The sequence below is a fragment of the Achromobacter sp. KK8 genome (assembly GCF_054188005.1).
Genome location: NZ_CM135178.1, coordinates 3617849 through 3636180, shown reverse-complemented (window position 1 = coordinate 3636180; position 18332 = coordinate 3617849). Strand labels below are relative to the sequence as shown.

The window sequence follows — 18332 nt, the reverse complement described above, 5'->3', positions numbered from 1 at the left end:
GCAGGCGGCGCGGGGATTTTTTTCGGATGTCGACTGGATCACCCGGAAAAATGTGAAAATCCGTTTCATGCGATCAACCCGCCGTTTCCGCGCCACGCTGAATCTGTGCCGACTGGTTTTGCTCTGCCTGGCTTGCGGCTGGGGCGGCAGTTCCGCCCTGGAGGTCAACGCCGAGAAGCTGCAAAGCCTGTCGGCCAGCCGCTATGGCGCGCGCGGCGCGAAGGCGGTAACGAACTGGCTGCAATTGCTGCGCGGCGCGGCGCCGCCGCTGGAAAAGGACCGGCTGACGCTGGCCAACGATTTCTGGAACCGCGCACTGCTGTCCGGCGAGGACATCACGATCTGGGGCAAGGATGACTACTGGGCCACCCCGCTCGAATCGCTGGGCAAGGGCGCGGGCGATTGCGAAGACTATGTCATCGGCAAGTATTTCACCCTGCTGTCGATGGGCGTGCCGGCCAACAAACTGCGCTTCATCTATGTCCGCGCGCGCGTGGGCGGCCCGGCCAGCAGCAGCCAGATCGCCCACATGGTGCTGGGCTACTACGAAACACCCAATGCGGTACCGCTGGTGCTGGACAGCCTGGTCTCGACCATCCTGCCGGCGTCGCAACGGCGCGACCTGACGCCGGTCTTCAGCTTCAACGCCGATGGCGTCTACGTCGACGGCAAACCCGCCGCACCGGTTGACCGTCTCAGCCGCTGGCGCGATCTACTCCAACGCATGGAACGGGAAGGCATACGCCCCTGACGTCCGGAACCAAGACTATGTCCATACTTCGACAGCTACTGCTCAGCGTAACCCTCGCGATCGGCGTCATCCTGCTGGGCACCCTGGCGCTCAGCGTCAACGCCGCGCGCGAATACCTGTCCGGGCAATTGCAGGTGCAGGCCACCGACGCCGCCGTGTCGCTGGCACTGTCGCTGTCGCAGCCGGCCAACAATGACCCGGTGGTGCAGGAACTGCTGGTGTCGGCGCTGTACGACGGCGGCCATTTCTCGCTGGTGCGGCTGGCCGACCCGGAAGGCAAGGTCCTGATCGAACGCCAGTCGACCGCCACGGCGGCCTCGGTGCCGGCCTGGTTCCGCGCGCTGGCGCCGCTGGATGCGCGCTCGGCCTCGCACGCGGTCAGCGACGGCTGGCGCCAGATCGGCGAAGTGACGCTGGTGGCCAACGACGCCTACGCCTGGGAAGCCCTGTGGCGCAGCAGCCTGCGCATGATCGCGCTGGTGCTGGGAGCCGGCCTGATCTGGGCGCTGTTCGCCTTCGCGCTGGTGGGATGGATCAAGAACCGCTTGTTGCGCGAGGTCAGCGACCACGTCCGCAGCATCGGCCAGGACTCGCCGCCGCAGCAGATGGAAGCGCGCGTGCCCGAGCTGTCCGGCGTGGTCCAGGCGCTGAACCAGACCCGTGAACGGGTCTACGCCAGCGTCGAGGAACAGAACGCCAAGATCGAATCCCTGGAACTGGAACTGAACCAGGACCCCGTCACGCGCCTGCCGAATCGCAAGTATTTCGTCAACGAATTCCGCCGCGCGCTCGACGCCGGTCCCGCCGCCGGCCCGGCATCGGCCCGCGCCGGCATCGACGGCGGCCACGTGCTGGTGTTCCGCCAGCGCGACCTGGCCGACCTGAACCGCCACATGCCGCGCGAATTCATCGACCAGTGGCTGCGCACCGCCTGCGAACGCATCCAGGCCTCGCTCAAGTCCCTGCACGTGGCCGATCCGCTGCTGGCGCGCCTGAACGGATCGGATTTCGCTTTGCTGCTGCCGGGCTGCGCCGCGCCGCAGGCCATGATGATCGCCGAGCAGTTGCGGGCCGACCTGCACGCCTCGCGCATCCCGGTGGGTGAAGGCCACCTGTGCCGCTGGGCCCAGGCCATGGCCGACTACAGCCGCGGCAACCAGGCCGGCCCGGTGCTGTCACGGCTCGATTTCGGCCTGATGCGGGCCGAGAGCGCGGGCAATGACCAGGTCGTGATCGCCGGCGCGGCGGATGCCCAGTCGCCGTCCGAGTCGGGCGAACGGGCCTGGAAGGATGCCATCCTGTCGGCCCTGGAAGCGCACCGTTTCGAGCTGGCCACCGAGCCGCTGTGCGACGCCAGCGGCGCGCCCATCCGCACGGAAGCCATGCTGATGTTGCGCATCGCCGCCGACCAGGCGCCGATCCCCGCCACGCTTTTCATTCCGCCCGCCGTGCGGCTGGACCTGGTTGCCGACTGCGACCTGGAGGCGGTCGCCCTGGGGCTGGACTGGCTCGCCAGTCACGATGGCGAGTTGACGTTGCGCGTCGCCCTGCCCTCGCTGCGCGGCCAGAAGTACTTCCGCCAGTTGGCCTTGTTGCTGACCGAACGCAAGGCGCTGGCGCGCCGCCTGTTTCTCGAAATCGACGCGCACGGGCTGGTCGAATGCCACGAACAGATCGCCACGCTGGCGCGGGTGGCGACCGAGTTCGGCGCGCATATCGGCGTGCGCCGCCTGGCGCAGCAGTTCGGCGCGGTGGCGCAACTGCACACCCTGCCCCTATCCTATGTGAAGCTGGGCGGCGGTTTCGTCGGCGGCATGTCGCAAAGTCCGGGCAGCCAGCAATTGACTGCCTCGGTGCTGGAAACCGCCCGTAAACTGCGCATCGACGTCTACGCGGAAGACGTGCCGGACAGCGAAACGCGACGCATCCTGGCCGACCTGGGCATCCGCGTGATGCGCGGCCCCGGCGTCAAACTGCCGGCCTCGCCGGCAATGCACTAGTGTGCTGTCCCGCAGATACGCCCGCACGAAATCCACCCCTTGACGCCATGGCGTCGTTGCAAATCCTCGCGATACCTACGGGTAGCACTGCGGTTTGCGCCTAGCCCTGACGCCAAGGGATGAATTTCGTCATACGCACGCATCTACGGGACAGCACACTAGCGCGCCGCGCGCCCCTTCGATTGCTCGTACAGCGGCAGCACCTGCTGGGCCGCCCCTTGCAGGTCGGTGATGCGCGAGGCCGCCGACGGGTGGGTCGACAGGATCTCGGGCGGCGCGCTGCCATTGTCGGCGGCCCCCATCTTCTGCCATAACGTGACCGCCGCGCGCGGATCGAAGCCGGCGCGCGCCGCCAGCTCGACGCCCATGCGGTCGGCCTCGGTTTCATGCGTGCGGCTGTTGGGCAGCGTGAACATCACGTCGCTGAGCTTGCCGCCCAGGTCCGACGCGGCGCTCGAGCCGGTGGCGATGGACAGCACTTGCAGGCCCAGGTTGGTGGCCATCTGCTGCGACACGCGCTCGCGCGCATGTTCACGCAGCGCATGGGATATCTCGTGCCCCAGCACCGCCGCCAGTTCATCATCGGTGGGCTTGATCTTGTTGATCAGGCCGGTATAGACGGCGATCTTGCCGCCCGGCATGCACCAGGCATTGACCTCGTCGCTGGTCAGCACGTGCACTTCCCATTTCCAGGCGGACGCATCGGGGCGGAACACGCCGGTCTGCGCGATCAGGCGCTGCGAGATGGCGCGCACGCGCGCCACCTGCTGCGCATCGCGATCGAGCAGGTTCTTGGCCTGCGCCTGCTTGATGATGTCGGCGTACTGCTGGTTTGCTTCCTGCTCCAGCGCCTGCGACGGCACCATGCTCGACATGTACTGGGTGCGGTTGACGCCGATGGCGCCCGACTGGGTGGTGTTCATCCCCGTGCAGCCCGCCAGGGTCGCCAGGGACAGCGCGGCCACCATGCGGCGCAACGGATAGCGGTCTAGGCTCATGCCAGCCTCCTACAAACGGTCAGGAACTCGGTAATGCGGCCGGTATCAGCCCGGCTCGCCGCACTGGCCGCGATGGCGCAGCGCGTGGTCGATCAGCACCAGGGCCAGCATGGCTTCGGCGATGGGCGTGGCGCGGATGCCGACACAGGGATCGTGACGACCCAGTGTCTGCACCATGACCGGTTCGTTGGCGCGGTTGACCGAGCGGCGCTCGACCCGGATGCTGGAAGTGGGCTTGATGGCCAGCGATACCGTCACCGGCTGGCCGGTCGAAATGCCGCCCAGCACGCCGCCGGCGTGGTTGGTCAGGAAACCGTCCGGCGTGATCTCGTCGCCGTGCTCGGAGCCGCGCTGCGCGATGCAATCAAAGCCGGCGCCGATCGAGACGCCCTTGACCGCGTTCAGGCCCATCATCACGTGGGCGATGTCGGCATCCAGGCGATCGTAGATGGGCTCGCCCCAGCCGGCGGGCAGGTTCTCGGCCACCACTTCGATGCGCGCGCCGACGGAATCGCCATCGCGGCGCAACTGGTCCATGTAGGCTTCCAGTTCGGGCACGACCTCGGCGTTGGGCGCGTAGAACGGGTTGTTCGGAACTTCGTCCCAGGACACGAAGGGAATCGCGATCGGGCCCAGCTGGCTCATGTAGCCGCGCACCTTCACGCCGTACTGCTCGGCCAGCCATTTCTTGGCCACGGCGCCCGCGGCCACCGTGGGCGCCGTCAGGCGCGCCGACGACCGGCCGCCGCCGCGCGGATCGCGCAGGCCGAACTTGCGCCAGTAGGCGTAGTCGGCGTGGCCCGGCCGGAAGGTGTCGGTGATGTTGGAGTAGTCCTTGCTGCGTGCATCGGTGTTGCGGATCAGCAGGCCGATGGGGGTGCCCGTGGTCAGGCCCTCGTACACGCCGGACAGGATCTCGACCTGATCGGCTTCCTGGCGCTGGGTGACGTGGCGCGAGGTGCCGGGGCGGCGGCGGTCCAGTTCGAGCTGGATGTCGGCCGCCTCCAGGGGCATCCCGGGAGGGCAGCCATCGATGACGCAACCGATGGCCGGCCCGTGGGATTCGCCAAAATTCGTGACGGTGAACAGAGTACCGAGGGTATTGCCGGGCATAGGAAGTCAACAGGTGGGTTTGCAAGCAACCCCGATTATGACACCGCCGACGCCAAAGCCTGAATTTCCGCGGCCGGCGCCGGACGCCCCAGCAGGAAACCCTGCATCACGCGGCAGCCGAGCGATTTGAGGATCTCGCGCTGCCCCTCGGTCTCGACGCCTTCGGCCACGACCGGCAGGTGCATCGCCTGGCACAGCCCGAACAACGCCGACACCACTTCGCGGCTGCCGGCGTCGGACTCGAGCGCGGAGATGAAGCTGCGGTCGATCTTGACCCAGTCGATGGGCAGGTGGCGCAGATGGTTCAGGCTGGAATAGCCGCAGCCGAAGTCGTCCAGCGCCACGCCGATGCCCTTGGCACGCAGCGTGTTCAGGATCTTCACGTGCCGCTCGTAATGCAGGATGAAGATCGACTCGGTGATCTCCAGCACCAGCTTGCGCGGCGCCAGCTTGGTCGAGGCCAGCACGTCGGAAACCAGTTGCACCAGGCTGTCTTCGTTCATCTGCTTGACCGACAGATTGACGTGCACGCGCCAGGCGGGCGGCCACAGCGCCGCCTGCGAGCAGGCGCGCTCCAGGATCCAGGCGCCCAGCGGCACGATCAGGCCGCTGCGCTCGGCCAGTTCGATCGTCACGGCGGGCGACACGCTGCCCAGTTCGGGGTGGTGCCAACGCAACAGGGCCTCGCAGCCCTGCACCACGCCGGTGCCGCTGTCACACACCGGCTGGTAGTACAACTCGAACTGGTCCATGGCCGCCGTGGTCAGCGCCAGCCGCAGGTCGTTCTCCAGCCCCTGCTGATCGCGCTGGCGCGCCAACAGGCGGAAATCGAACATGTTCCAGCCCGGCCCGCCGCGCTCCTTGAGCGGCACCATCGCCACCTGCACGCAGCGTTGCAGCTCTTCCACACTGCGACCGTGGTCTGGATACAACGCCGCCCCCACGCGGAACACCGCGATCAGAGGCCGACCGCCCAGTTCGTAGGGCACGGACAGGTCCTCGAGCAGCTTGGCCGACACCTGGGCGGCGCCCACCTCATCCACGTCGGGAATGCACACCGTGAATGCGTCGGTGCCGGTACGCGCCACCATCCCACCGAGCGCGCGCGTCAACAGACTGAGCCGGTCCGCCACCATCATCAACAGCGTCTGGTCCTCGCCCGCGCGCAGCATGGCGCTGATCTCGGCGTACTGGTCGAAGCTGACCAGGAAAAAGGCGCCGATGCCCCGAGAGCCGGCGCGGGCACGCGAAATACCCAGGGATTCGCGCTCATCCTGGGCCGAGCCGCGGGGTCCGAAAATGCCTCGGCCCGACTGCCTTTCGGCCTGGTTCAGCCAGGCGCGCGCGCGGCGCTGCAGCTCCTGCTGGCTCAGGACACCGGTCAATTCGTCACGCGTCAATCGTCCGCGCAGGACGCGTTCCCGGCGGACGAAAAACAAACATATCGCTGCAAGTGCGCCCGCGAGCGTCAGGCACAGTGCGAGCAGGTAACTCTCACGCACGGAGCCCCCTATCTAGAAACCCTTGGCGTTGTGGTCCGGAAAGAAACCCAAGGGCTGTAACATTTTTTAAATTATGCATTATTTTCGCAAAAAAACGCCACACTTCAGGAGCAACGCGCTCCCTTTCCTTCGATTCCTGCCCTGATCTGATTGCTCGCGAGGGGTCATGACGGTCCTTGGATAGCAGTCGCTGGCCGCTCCATTGCGCCATGCCGTGCCCTTACTACGACACCCTGGGCCGGAAAATTAATACGGCCTGTCTCAATAGTTATCATCCGGGCAATTATCACGAACGAAATAATTGCACAGGTTGTCTGATATCGCAGTTGATTTCGTAATATTCTGTATGTTCTGTGACATGCGGAATTACAGCGTATACGGCGACACTGAGGTATTAGTAACGTGTGTCACGTTTCTTATCCAGCATTTTTCCCCATCGGGCACTTGCGTGGCCTGACGTTCCCCCCTTTCATTGGCAGGCCGGCATCGAACGGCACCGGCAACGGTGCAGGCCACGAAGGGAATCCTTGATCCATGTCCACACTACGCCGGCTGATCCTCTGCACCGCCCTCCTGATTGCCTTCATCCTGCTCGGCGCCCAGGCCCTGGGGATGCTGGCCGCCCATCGCTATCTGAACACCCAGCTGGCGCAGCAGGGACAGGCCGGCGCGAGCGCCCTGGCCTGGGCCCTGTCGCACGACGCGGCCGGCGACCAGGACAAGGCCAGGCTGGCCGATGACCTCTTCGCGACCGGCACCTACGCCCTGGTGCGGATCACGGGAGAAAACGGGGACACCCAAGTCGAGCGGCGCGAGCCCGCGCCCGACCGGCCGGACCTGGCGCGCGACTGGCGCAACGGCTGGCTGGCGATGGAAGCGCCAGCGGCCACCCGGCCCTATCAGGCGCCCGACGGCCGCCGGCTCGGCACGGTCACGGTCCAGGCCGACGCCCGGCTGGCGCGCGACACGCTGTGGCAGGGCGGCGTGCGGGTCATCGGCCTGACGTTGGCCGCGGCCGTCTTCTGGGTGCTGTTCGCCGCCAACCTGTTGCGCTGGATCGAAGCGCGCGCCGCCCGGGAGATCCACGACCGGGCACGCGCGCAGGCGCCGGACGGCGGTGCGCCCGGCCGCCCCGGCGAACTGACGGACCAGGCCCTGGTCGACGCGCAGCGGCAGGTCGCCGCGACGGTGCAGGAACAGAACGCACGAATCGAATCGCTGCAGAGCGAAATCCATCGGGACGCCGTCACCCGCCTGCCCAACCGCAAGTACTTCATCGACCATTTCCGCCAGGCCCTGGCGGACCCGGCGCCCGAGGCCGGCGGGCACATCCTGATGTTCCGGCAACGCGACCTGGCGCAGATCAACCGGCATTTGTCGCGCGCCTTCACCGACCAATGGCTGCGCTCATCCTCCGACCGCCTGCGCAAGCTGGTCGACGGCGGCGGTGATGGCGACATGACGCTGGCGCGGATCAGCGGCTCGGACTTCGCACTGTTGATGCCGCGCTCCTCGGCACCCCAGGCCGGCCTGCTGGCCGAGCGCGTGCGGCATGAACTGCGGTCGCTGCGCGTGCCGATGGACAAACACGGCTGGTGCCGCTGGGCCCTGGCGATGGCGGCCTTCACGCCCGGCGACAACATCAGCGACACCTTGGCGCGGCTGGATCATGCGCTGATGTGCGCGGAAAGCGCCGACGATGACCAGATCGCCCCGGCCAGCCAGGCCGCCGACAGTACGCGCATCGGCGAATACAGCTGGCACGACGCGCTGTCCACGGCGCTGGAGCAACATCGTTTCTCGCTGTCGGTCCAACCCTTGGCCGACGTGTCCGGCGCCCTGTTGCACTACGAGGCCAGCCTGACGCTGCACGATGCCGACGGCGCCGACCCGGTGCCGGCCTCGATCTTCATGCCACCCGCGGTGCGATTGGGGCTGTCGGCGGAATGCGACATCCAGGCCATCCGCCTCGGGCTGGACTGGCTCTACACCCATGCCGACGCGCTTACCGTGCATGTCTCGCTGGCCTCGCTGGCGCAGGGCGCTTTCCTGTCGAGGCTGGAACGCATGCTGGCCGACCGGCCGGCCCAGGCGTCACGGCTGATCCTGGAAGTGGATGCCGCGGCGCTGGTGGAGCACGGCGCCGACATGCGCCAGCTGTGCCAGATCGTCAGCCAGGGCGGCGGCCGTATCGGCCTGTCGCGCCTGTCGCAGCAGTTCGGCGCGATGGAACACCTGCACGAATATCCCTTGTCCTACGTGAAGCTCTGCGGCGGCTTCGTCACCGGCATCCTGCACAGCCCGGGCAGCCAGCACCTGGCGGCCACCGTCGTGGCCACCGCGGTATCCCTGCGGATGTCGGTATACGCCGAAGATGTGCCCGACGAAGCCACCCGCGCCATCCTGGAGCAAATCGGTGTCCGCGCGATTCGTGGCGCTGTCGTAAACTTCGCCCGCGCGCACGACCTCGCGCCTGACCAACAATGGGTTTCTAGTTGACGGAAGGATTGTTTCTTCGCACCCGCTGGCGGTCGCGCCAGCGCCGCGCGCCGCGCGCCCGTCCGGCCGGATCCGCCTGGCCGGAATGGCTGGGCGCCGTGCTTTTCTGGCCAGGCACCGCCCTGGCCGCCGGATCCGGCCATTCCCCTCCAGACCTGCAGATCGGCCTTGCCGCAGGCATCGCCGTGGCTTGCGCCGCGGCCTGCGCCGTCGCCTGGATTTATTCGCGCGCGGCGATCTTTGGCGCCGGCCTGGCATTCGCGCTGGTCGAAGGCATATTGCGCGCCCAGCCGGCGCTGTTTCCCGCCGGCGCATTGCAGGCAGGTTCGTACGCCGCGCTGCTGGCCCTGTCCATTCCCCTGATCTCGGGCCGCCCCGTCGCCTCGCGGCTGGCCGCGGCCTGCCACTGGACCTGCATCGCATTGACCGGCGTGGCAGCGCTGGCGCTGATCTTCGTCTATGACGGTGACGGCGGCATGGCGCCTGCGCTGATCGCCGGCGCGGGCGCCGCCGCCAGCGCGGCACTGGCCCTGTGGTTCCTGGCCGCGGCGGCGCGATCCGGCCCGCAAAGGGCCGCGACGGCGGCGCTGGGCCTGGCCTATCTGCTGTCGATCGCGATCCTGGCGCGCGACGCCGGATTCGTGCCCGGCGACGGCTCCCTGGTGTTGCCGCTGGCGCGGCTGCTGCTGGTGCTGGCCGCCCTGCTCCTGGCCGGGTTGGCCCAGCGCGGCACAGGCTCGGCCGCCCCCCACGCCAGGGCCGACGCCGACCAATTGGTACAGGGCGAACTGCGGCTGGTGGAAATGGCAAGCGCGCTGGACACGCAGCGCCAGATGAACGCCCTGATCTCGCACGAACTGCGAGCGCCGCTGGCCACGATCAGCGCGGCCGCCCAGTCGCTCGACATGATCCTGTCCGGCAGCGGCGAAACCGTCGATAGCCGCCTGGCCCGCATTCACCGGTCGGTGAGCCGGATGACCGAGCTGATGGAGCAACTGCTGAACCAGGACCGGCTCGGGGAACAGGCCTGGACGCCGCGCGGCGAACTGACCGACATGTCCGAGCTGGCCAGCGACGTCGTCATGGCCATGCAGCCCGACACCGCCCACGCGCTGCGCCTGCAGACGAGCGGCGATGCGTTGCCGGTGTACTGCGACCGCCCGTTGACCAGCGTGGTGGTCCGCAACCTGATCCACAATGCCGTCAAGTATTCGCCGGCCAGCGAACCGATCCGGATCGAAACCGGCCAGGTCGAGGTAAACGGCGCGCCGATGGCATGGGTAGCGGTGACCGACCGCGGCCCGGGCATCGGCCCGGATGAACAGGCGCGCATCTTCGAGCCGCGCTTTCGTCGCGCCGCACATCGCGAGACCCAGGGGATGGGGATCGGCCTGTACCTGGCGCGGCGCATCTGCCAGAGCCAGGGCGGTTCACTGACGATGCAAAGCGAAGTGGGCGTAGGCACGCGTTTCGTGATTACGCTGCCCGCCCGGGCGCCCGCGCCGGGCGAGCGCGATCAGGCGGCGAATACGTAGCCCTGTCCGCGCACCGACAACACCGGCAGCTTCAGGCCCGCGCTCTGCGCCTTGGCGCGCAAGCGACTCACCAGCACATCGATACGGCGCAGTTCGAAGCCGCCCGGGCTGTCGGGCAGGAACAGCTCGGCCAATGCCTGGCGGCTGACCGCCGAACCCGCCGCATCCATCAAGGCCATGAGAAAAGTGCGCTCCTGGGCGCTCAGGTGCAGCGAGGCGCCGTCCGGCGCCACCAGGATCCAGCCGCCGTCCTGCAACGACCAGGAGGTGTCGGCGGCCGCGCGGGTTTCAGCATCGACCGGCCGCGGCGCCTTGGCCAGGCGCATGCGGCGCGCCAGGCTGCGGATGACCGAACTGAGTTCGAGCAGGTCGACCGGCTTGGTCATGTAGACATCGGCGCCGCCTTCCAGGCCGCGCACCCGGTCTTCGAGCGCGCTGCGGCCCGTCAGCATGACGATGCCGACGGGGCTGAGCGCCCGCAGGCGCGTCGCCACTGAAAAACCGTCCTCTCCGGGAAGATGGGCATCGAGAATGACGATATCGCAGGGTTGCTCCTGCAAACGGCGGTAAAACGCCGCGGCATTGTCACAGGCGAACGCCACACGGAAACCGTACCCGCCCAGGCCCAACGCCAACTCCTCCCGGAAGTCCGCATCATCCTCAAGCAGGCCGATACACAGCAAACCATCTGCGCCAGGCATATTCAGAGTGCTTTATATTGAAAATTGTCGACAAATGCCCCAGTGACAGGCATGCCATCCTGAGTGTCCCGCAGGCGACAATCTTACGACTTTTACAATGGAAACGAATGATTGCAGAGAAAAAAACTGCGATTTTTCGCCTCATTGCGCCAATTTTCCGCATCTTCCGCGCTCAAAAGACGATTTTGTCGTCACCAAACGCGCAAAACGAACATCAAGACGAACAGCTGACTTCGATGCCGTTGGCCCAGTCCGGCGGCAGGCCGGCATACTTTTCGTAGCCAACTCTGGCCGTGAACGGCGCCCGCAACAACGTCATCAGGGTGTCGATCTCGCTGGCGTCGCCGGCCTTGGCGGCGCGGATCGCCTCTTCCGCCAGATGGTTGCGCAATACATATAAGGGATTGACCCGGTTCATGGCCTCGGCCACTTCGGCCGCCGGACGCCCGTCCTGGGCGTGGCGCGCCAGCAGGCGGTCGAGCCAGGCCGACGCGGCGGCGCGGTCTATGAACAGGTCCTGGAACGGGGCCCGGTCGCCCGACACCGCATCGGCCAGGCGGCGCCAGGTCAGGGTGAAGTCGGCCTGGTTGGCGTCCATCAGCTTGAGCAGGTCGTCCAGCAAAGGTTCATCCGCCGGCCTCCACGCCGCCAGGCCCATCTTGGCGCCCATGCGGTCATGGAAAGCGCGCGTGAACACGCCTTCGAATTCGTCCAGCACGGCGCGCAGACCGTCGACGTCCGGGGACAGCGTGTGCAGGCTGCCCCCCAGCCGGTAGAGATTCCACAGGGCCACGGAAGGCTGCCGATTCCAGGAATAACGGCCTTCCGAATCGGAATGGTTGCAGACATGGCCCAACCGGAATCCGTCCATGAAGCCGTAGGGACCATAGTCGAGGGTCAGGCCCAGGATCGACATGTTGTCGGTGTTCATGACCCCGTGGCAGAACCCCACGGCCTGCCAATCCGCCATCAGCAGCGCGGTGCGCCGGGTGACTTCGCGCAGCAGCCCCACATAGGGCGCGGCCTCGTCCTGGGGTTCACCGGCCGGCGCGGCCCGGCATTCGGGGTAATAGCGGTCGATCACGTAGTCGGCCAGCGTCCTGAGCATGTCCGGCTGGCGGCGCGAGGACCAGTGTTCGAATGAACCGAAGCGCACGAAGCTGGGCGACATGCGCGTCACGATGGCGGCGGTTTCCACGGTTTCGCGCCACACCGGATCCTCCGAGGCGACCAGCGCCAGTGCGCGGGTGGTCGGTATGCCCAGGCCGTGCATGGCCTCGCTCGCCAGGTATTCGCGCACCGACGAGCGCAGCACGGCGCGGCCGTCGCCCATGCGTGAATAAGGCGTCAGGCCCGACCCCTTGAGCTGCAGCTCCCAGGCGCCGCCCGGTCCCTGGATTTCGCCCAGCAAATGGGCGCGGCCATCGCCCAGTTGCCCTGCCCAGACGCCGAACTGATGGCCGCTGTAGACCGCGGCCAGCGTATCGCCGCCGGGCAACGGCTCGGCGCCTGAAAACACCCGCAGGAATTCCGGCGTCCGCAGCGCCGACGGGTCCAGCCCGATCAATGCCGCCGCATCCGCATTGGCATGCAGCAGGCGCGGCTGGTTCAGCGGCTGGGGCGCCAGGCGGGTGTAGAACGCGGCCGGCAATGCGGCAAACGAGTTGACGGCCCGCAGGTCGGACAGGGAATGGACGTTCACGCGCGTTGCCTCCTGGCGGCCCGCTTGGCCGGCCGCACATAGAAAATGGCGCTGAAGAAGAAAATCGTCGACAGCGCGATCTCGCCCCACGCCATCAGCACCGACAGCGGCGCCGGGTCCGACATGGCGCGCACCGCCCCCTCCATCAGGTACAGCAGCGACAACATCGCAGCCCACTGGTAGGTGTAGAGATTGCCGCGCACGATGCCGCGCAGCGGCAGCGCCAGCGGCAAGGCCTTGAGCAGCATCCAGGAGCCCCCCGGGCGCAGCGGCGCCACCAGCGTCTCCCAGGTGACGCACAGCACGATCAGGGCGAACAGCGACACCGAGGCCGCCAGGCGCAAGCGAGGGTTGAGTTCAGGGTTCATGCTGCTATTATCGCCTGATGAACCGCCCCGCCGAGCCTGCCGCCGCCGCGCCGGCGGCCACCCAGCCCCTGCCCCCGCGCGCATCGTGGGCCGCGCGGGTCGGACGCGCTTTTGTCTTCACCGCGCAGCGCGCCGACGAGGAAAAGCTGCTGCAGGTCGCGTCCAGCCTCACCTTCACCACGGTGCTGGCAATCGTGCCGATGCTGGCCGTGGTGCTGTCGCTGTTCACCGCGTTCCCCGTATTCCAGGAATTCCGGGTCGCGCTCGAGGACTTCCTGACCAATAGCCTGATGCCACCGTCCGTTTCGGACAACATCATGGACTACCTGAACCAGTTCGCCCGCCAGGCCTCGCGCCTGACCGCGATCGGCGGCGGCTTCCTGCTGGTCACGTCGCTGCTGCTGATCATGACCATCGACAAAGCCTTCAACGACATCTGGCATGTCACGCGGCAGCGTCCGCTGCCGCAGCGCGCCCTGGTCTACTGGGCGGTCATCACCCTGGGCCCGGTGGTGGCCGGCGCCAGCCTGTGGGCCACGTCGTTCGTGGCCCGCGAATCGCTGGGGTTGGTGCGCGACGTGCCCGAAGTGGTCAGCGTCGCCATCTCGTTCATTCCGCTGGTATTGACCGGCCTGGGCTTTGCCGCCCTGTTCGTGGTGGTGCCGAACCGGCAGGTGCTGTGGCGCGACGCGCTCATCGGCGGCTGCGTCACCGCGGTCGCGCTGGAGGTCATGAAATCGGCGTTCGCCTACTATCTGACGCGCTTCCCCACCTATACCGTCATCTACGGCGCCTTCGCCACGCTGCCGATCTTCCTTTTGTGGATCTACCTGTCCTGGCTGGCGGTGCTGCTGGGCGCCACCCTGGCGGCCAGCGCGCCGCTAATCCGGCTGGGCCGCTGGGAGTTCAACCGCTACCCCGGCGCCCCGTTCGTCGACGCACTCGATGTCCTGCGCGCGCTGCGCCGGGCGCAGTCCCTCACCCCGCCCGGCCTGCCCGCCAATGTGCTCGCCTCCCGCCTGAAACTGCACCAGGACGAACTGAACGACGTCCTTGAAACGCTCGGCGACATGGGCCTGGCCACCCGCAGCCCCGACCATCTCTGGGTGCTGACCTGCGATGCCCGCGAGACGTCGCTGGCGCCGGTGGTCGACCGTTTCCTGCTGGATCGCGGTCAACCCCGGGTGCGCAACGACGCCGAAATCCTGCGGGTCGCCGCGGCGGTGATTTCCCGGGAAAATGCGCCCGTGCTGGAAGAACTCTGCAGAGAAGCGCAAAATACCGGAAATGACGTCGCCCCGGTATTGCAGCTGGAAGCGAACAAGAAATAGCAATCAGGGCGTCATCCGCCCAGGAGAAACCGATGTTGAAGGTCAGCGAAATTCTGCGCGTCAAGGGAGACACGCTTTACACCGCATCGCCGGACATGCCCGTGTCCCAGGCCGTGCAAACCATGAGCGAGCAGGATATCGGCTCGCTCGTCATCATGGAATTCGGCACGCTGGTAGGCATGCTGACGTTCCGCGAGATCATCCGCCACATGCATGCGCACGGCGGCGCGGGCGAAACCACCATCCGTTCCATCATGGACGACGCGCCGGTCAGCGTATCGCCCAATACCAGCGCCGACGAAGTGCAGCGCCTGATGCTCGAAAAGCATGCGCGCTACATCCCCGTCATGGACGGCCCGACGCTGATGGGCGTGATTTCGTTCTACGACATGGCCCAGGCCATCGTGGCCGCACAGCAGTTCGAAAACAACATGCTCAAGGCCTATATCCGCGACTGGCCCGCGGAAAGCGCGGAATCGACCCAATCCTGAGCCATCGGCGATCGCCTGGCGGCGGCCTGGTCCGCCGGCCTGCACGGGATATGCGCAAAAACGCCCGGGCGGCCTCGCGGCCGTCCGGGCGTTTTTGCGTTCAAGCCGTTCCGATGGATGCTCAGGCGCTCGCGGGAGCGGCCGTCAACGAAGCGCCGTCGCGTTCGGGCGGCACATGCCGCTGGCTGCGCCAGGCGTCATAGATCAGCGCGGGGTCATTGGCGGCCAGCAGCGCCGGATCCGACAACATGCGGCGCCAGCGCCGCGCGCCCGACTGGCCGTTCACCAGTCCCAGCATCGGCCGGGTCATCACCCGCAGCGGCACGCCCTGCGCCACCTGGCGCGCGGCGTATTCCATCATCGCATCGACCACCTGGGCATCGCCGGGCAGGCGCACCGACGGCCACAATTGCAGCGACACTTCCGACAGCACCCGCGGCGTGTGCCACGCCGCGCGGCCCAGCATGACGCCATCGAAGTCGGCCGCCGCGCGCACCGATTGCGCGGCATCGGCCAATCCGCCATTCAGCACGAACACGCAGTCCGGGAAATCCCGCTTGAGCTGGCTGACCACGTCATAGCGCAGCGGCGGGATCTCGCGGTTGTCCTTGGGCGACAGGCCCTTGAGGACCGCATTGCGCGCGTGGGCGATGAACACCCGGCAGCCGGTGTCGTAGATCTTGCCGACGAAGTCACGCACGAAGGCGTACGACTCGTCATAGTCCAGCCCCAGGCGATGCTTGACCGTCACCGGGATGTCGACCGCGTCCTGCATCGCCTTGATGCAATCGGCCACCAGGTCCGGCTCCGCCATCAGGCAGGCCCCGAATGCGCCCTTCTGCACCCGTTCCGACGGGCAGCCGCAGTTGAGGTTGATTTCGTCGTAACCCCATTGCTGTCCCAGCCTGGCCGACTGCGCCAGCGCGTCCGGTTCGCTGCCACCCAGCTGCAACGCGACAGGGTGCTCGGCTTCGTCGAAATCGAGATGGCGCGCCACGTTGCCATACAGCAGCGCGCCGGTGGTGATCATTTCGGTGTACAGACGCGCGCGCGGCGCCAGCAGCCGGTGGAAATAGCGGCAATGCCGGTCGGTCACGTCGATCATCGGGGCGACGCACAGCCGCCAGTCGGGGGAGTCCAAGAATCACTCAGCAAAACAAGGGGATGCGGTATTTTACGGTGCTTGGCGCGATTCTGCCGGGCGGGTCCCGCGGGCGGGCCGCCAGACCCTGCCGGCCATGTGGTCTAAAATTGCGCCGCCGCCGCGTGCACGCATGTCCAGGCGTCCGTCACCCGCGTTCGTTAACCCCTATTTTCCTGACATCAATGGCCGTTTTCACCCCCGTATCCGATGACGACGCGCGCGCCCTGCTGGCGCATTTCGACCTGGGCGAGTTTGTCTCGCTACGAGGGATCACGGCGGGCATCGAAAACACCAATTACTTCCTGCACACCAGCCGTGGCGAGTACGTGCTGACGCTGTTCGAAGTGCTGACGCACGCGCAATTGCCGTTCTATATCGAGCTGATGTACCACCTGGCCAGCCGCGGCATTCCGGTGCCACAGCCGCAGACCCTGCGCGACGGCACCCGCCTGACCACGCTGCACGGCAAGCCTTGCGCCATTGTTTCGCGCCTGCCCGGCGGCTACGAGCCGGCGCCGGGCGCGGCCCATTGCGCCCTGGCCGGCGCCACGCTGGCCCGCGCCCATGTGGCGGCGCGCGACTTCCCGATCCAGCAGCCCAATCTGCGCGGTCTTTCCTGGTGGATCGAGACGGCGCCCAAGGTCCTGCCCTTCCTGGATCCTGGCCAGGCGCAGTTGCTGCAATCGGAACTGGCCGCCCAGCAGGCCGCCGCGGCCACCCCGTCCTGGCGGACGCTGCCCGCCGGCCCCGCCCATTGCGACCTGTTCCGCGACAACGTGCTGTTCGCCGGCACCTTCGAAAACCCGCTCATGGGCGGCATCATCGATTTCTATTTCGCGGGTTGCGACACCTGGCTGTTCGACGTCGCCGTCAGCGTCAACGACTGGTGCATCGAGCGCGATACCGGTGAATTCATCCCCGAGCTGGTCGACTCCTGGCTGGACGCCTACGCCCGCGTGCGGCCGTTCACCGACGCAGAGCGTGAAGCCTGGCCGCTGATGCTGCGCGCCGCCGCCCTGCGCTTCTGGCTATCGCGCCTGTACGATTTTTTCCTGCCGCGCCCGGCCCAGACGCTCAAGCCGCACGACCCCCGACATTTCGAAAGAGTGTTGCAGGCGCGCCACCGCCCGGGCCTGCCGGTATTGCCGTAATCGTTACGCCCCCCATAATTGGGGGTAGCACGTCCCTTATTGAGAGATCACCCCCAAGAGAGCCATGCAAGCAGCATTCCTACCCGCGTCTTCCGGCTGGCAATGGGTTCGAGACGGCTTCCGTCTGTTCCGCAAGCAACCCTTGGCCATGTACACCTGGGCGCTGGTCAACAGCCTTCTGGTGATTTTCGCCTTCGCCGCGCAGATCGTCGGCCCGATCCTGTTCATCGCGCTGATGCCGTCGGTCACCCTGATGAGCCTGGCTGCCTGCAAGCACGTCGAGGCGGATCGCGTCATGCTGCCTTCGATGTGGGCCAAGCCCTTGAAGCAGCCCGGGGTGCTTCGCAAATTGTTCCTGATGGGCCTGCTGTATGCCGCCGTGAGCCTGACGGCCGGACTGGCCACGTTCCTGCCGTTCTCGTCGGCGTTCGCCGAAGGCATGCGCATCGCCTCCATCGAGAACAGCATGGAACCCATCCTGATGGCGATGCGCGCGCCGCTCATCATTTTCACGATCGTCTATATCGTGATCGCGGCGCTGTTCTGGTATGCGCCGGTCCTGGTGGCCTGGCACGGTCTGCGCCTGACCCAGGCGCTGTTTTTCTCGGGCATCGCTTGCTGGCGCAACAAATGGGCCTTCCTGGTCTACGCGGCCACGTGGGTCCTGATCGCGCTGTTCCTGGACCTGTGCTCGGGGCTGCTGATCGCCATCGGGCTTTCGCCGCAACTGGCCAGCACCCTGCAGATCCCATTCACGATCGCCGCGGCAGGCGTGTTCTATTGCAGCTTCTATCCGTCGTACACCTCCGTGTTCGGCATCAATGGTTCCAGCCCGAACCTCGACAACGGCCACGGCGCCCAGGCATGACGCGATCCGGCGGGGCGGCAACGCCCTGCGCACCTTCACCACGCGCCCGCCACGCGACACGAACGCCACGTCAATGGCGTGCCGCATACCGAAGGTGTGCACCGCCCGGCAAGGGCGCAGCAGGATCCCCGATCTCGGCCCTGGCGCTCGACGGCACAGCAACCCCCGCATCCGTCCC

The 18332-nt window shown here is 67.0% G+C and carries 15 protein-coding genes and 1 pseudogene; 8 read left to right on the top strand and 8 right to left on the bottom strand.

Going from position 1 to position 18332, the window contains the following annotated elements; genetic code table 11:
- The first annotated feature begins 67 nt into the window (after positions 1-67).
- A complete protein-coding gene (locus ACVN9Z_RS16740) occupies positions 68-751 on the top strand; it encodes a transglutaminase-like cysteine peptidase (RefSeq protein ID WP_102949941.1) in 684 nt (227 codons plus the stop codon).
- 17 nt (positions 752-768) lie between these two features.
- Positions 769-2751, top strand: coding sequence for a bifunctional diguanylate cyclase/phosphodiesterase (locus ACVN9Z_RS16735; RefSeq protein ID WP_458212411.1), 1983 nt, complete (start codon positions 769-771; stop codon positions 2749-2751).
- Positions 2752-2909: 158 nt separating this feature from the next.
- Here ACVN9Z_RS16735 and ACVN9Z_RS16730 read toward each other — a convergent pair whose 3' ends face one another.
- Genes ACVN9Z_RS16730 through ACVN9Z_RS16720 form a run of 3 tightly spaced genes read right to left on the bottom strand, consistent with a single transcriptional unit; the run spans position 2910 to position 6364 of the window.
- Positions 2910-3749, bottom strand: a complete 840-nt coding sequence (locus ACVN9Z_RS16730) for a M48 family metallopeptidase (RefSeq protein WP_006387937.1) — start codon at positions 3747-3749, stop codon at positions 2910-2912.
- A gap of 45 nt (positions 3750-3794) precedes the next feature.
- Positions 3795-4862 carry a chorismate synthase gene (aroC, locus tag ACVN9Z_RS16725; RefSeq protein WP_006387936.1) on the bottom strand — a complete coding sequence of 356 codons (1068 nt, stop codon included), beginning with the start codon at positions 4860-4862 and terminating at the stop codon, positions 3795-3797.
- 35 nt (positions 4863-4897) lie between these two features.
- The gene (locus ACVN9Z_RS16720) at positions 4898-6364 is read right to left on the bottom strand and encodes a putative bifunctional diguanylate cyclase/phosphodiesterase (RefSeq protein WP_049051363.1); all 1467 of its coding nucleotides are present in this window, start codon (positions 6362-6364) and stop codon (positions 4898-4900) included.
- Positions 6365-6898: 534 nt separating this feature from the next.
- Here ACVN9Z_RS16720 and ACVN9Z_RS16715 point away from each other — a divergent pair.
- Both ACVN9Z_RS16715 and ACVN9Z_RS16710 read left to right on the top strand, forming a co-directional pair.
- Positions 6899-8863: an EAL domain-containing protein gene (locus tag ACVN9Z_RS16715; protein WP_458212410.1), complete on the top strand. Its 1965-nt coding sequence runs from the start codon at positions 6899-6901 to the stop codon at positions 8861-8863.
- A gap of 98 nt (positions 8864-8961) precedes the next feature.
- A complete protein-coding gene (locus ACVN9Z_RS16710) occupies positions 8962-10398 on the top strand; it encodes a sensor histidine kinase (RefSeq protein ID WP_049051367.1) in 1437 nt (478 codons plus the stop codon).
- Here the strand turns inward: ACVN9Z_RS16710 and ACVN9Z_RS16705 are convergent.
- From ACVN9Z_RS16705 to ACVN9Z_RS16695, 3 genes are all read right to left on the bottom strand, one after another.
- Positions 10380-11099, bottom strand: coding sequence for a response regulator transcription factor (locus tag ACVN9Z_RS16705; protein WP_024068372.1), 720 nt, complete (start codon positions 11097-11099; stop codon positions 10380-10382). The genes ACVN9Z_RS16710 and ACVN9Z_RS16705 overlap by 19 nt on opposite strands.
- A 214-nt stretch (positions 11100-11313) precedes the next feature.
- The gene (locus tag ACVN9Z_RS16700) at positions 11314-12801 is read right to left on the bottom strand and encodes a protein adenylyltransferase SelO (RefSeq protein ID WP_458212409.1); all 1488 of its coding nucleotides are present in this window, start codon (positions 12799-12801) and stop codon (positions 11314-11316) included.
- A complete protein-coding gene (locus tag ACVN9Z_RS16695; protein ID WP_006387930.1) occupies positions 12798-13169 on the bottom strand; it encodes a DUF2069 domain-containing protein in 372 nt (123 codons plus the stop codon). The genes ACVN9Z_RS16700 and ACVN9Z_RS16695 overlap by 4 nt, the downstream gene beginning before the upstream one ends.
- Positions 13170-13186: 17 nt before the next feature.
- Here ACVN9Z_RS16695 and ACVN9Z_RS16690 point away from each other — a divergent pair, with 17 nt between their 5' ends.
- Together ACVN9Z_RS16690 and ACVN9Z_RS16685 are read left to right on the top strand one after the other, a co-directional pair.
- Positions 13187-14500, top strand: a complete 1314-nt coding sequence (locus tag ACVN9Z_RS16690) for a YihY family inner membrane protein (RefSeq protein WP_006387929.1) — start codon at positions 13187-13189, stop codon at positions 14498-14500.
- Positions 14501-14532: 32 nt separating this feature from the next.
- Positions 14533-14991 (top strand): CBS domain-containing protein, encoded by a 459-nt coding sequence (locus ACVN9Z_RS16685; protein ID WP_006387928.1) that lies wholly within the window; start codon positions 14533-14535, stop codon positions 14989-14991.
- A 121-nt stretch (positions 14992-15112) separates the two neighbouring features.
- On the opposite strand, the gene dusA is transcribed toward ACVN9Z_RS16685, so the two are convergent.
- Positions 15113-16096 (bottom strand): tRNA dihydrouridine(20/20a) synthase DusA, encoded by a 984-nt coding sequence (gene dusA / locus ACVN9Z_RS16680; RefSeq protein WP_006387927.1) that lies wholly within the window; start codon positions 16094-16096, stop codon positions 15113-15115.
- A gap of 221 nt (positions 16097-16317) precedes the next feature.
- Here dusA and ACVN9Z_RS16675 point away from each other — a divergent pair, with 221 nt between their 5' ends.
- Complete coding sequence (locus ACVN9Z_RS16675) at positions 16318-17286, top strand: homoserine kinase (protein ID WP_320565229.1); 969 nt, start codon at positions 16318-16320, stop codon at positions 17284-17286.
- Between the two features lie 64 nt (positions 17287-17350).
- Positions 17351-18154, top strand: a complete 804-nt coding sequence (locus ACVN9Z_RS16670) for a BPSS1780 family membrane protein (RefSeq protein WP_006387925.1) — start codon at positions 17351-17353, stop codon at positions 18152-18154.
- Between the two features lie 6 nt (positions 18155-18160).
- Here ACVN9Z_RS16670 and ACVN9Z_RS16665 read toward each other — a convergent pair.
- Positions 18161-18325 (bottom strand): annotated as a pseudogene (locus ACVN9Z_RS16665) (DUF192 domain-containing protein); the annotation flags it as partial.
- Positions 18326-18332: the final 7 nt, after the last annotated feature.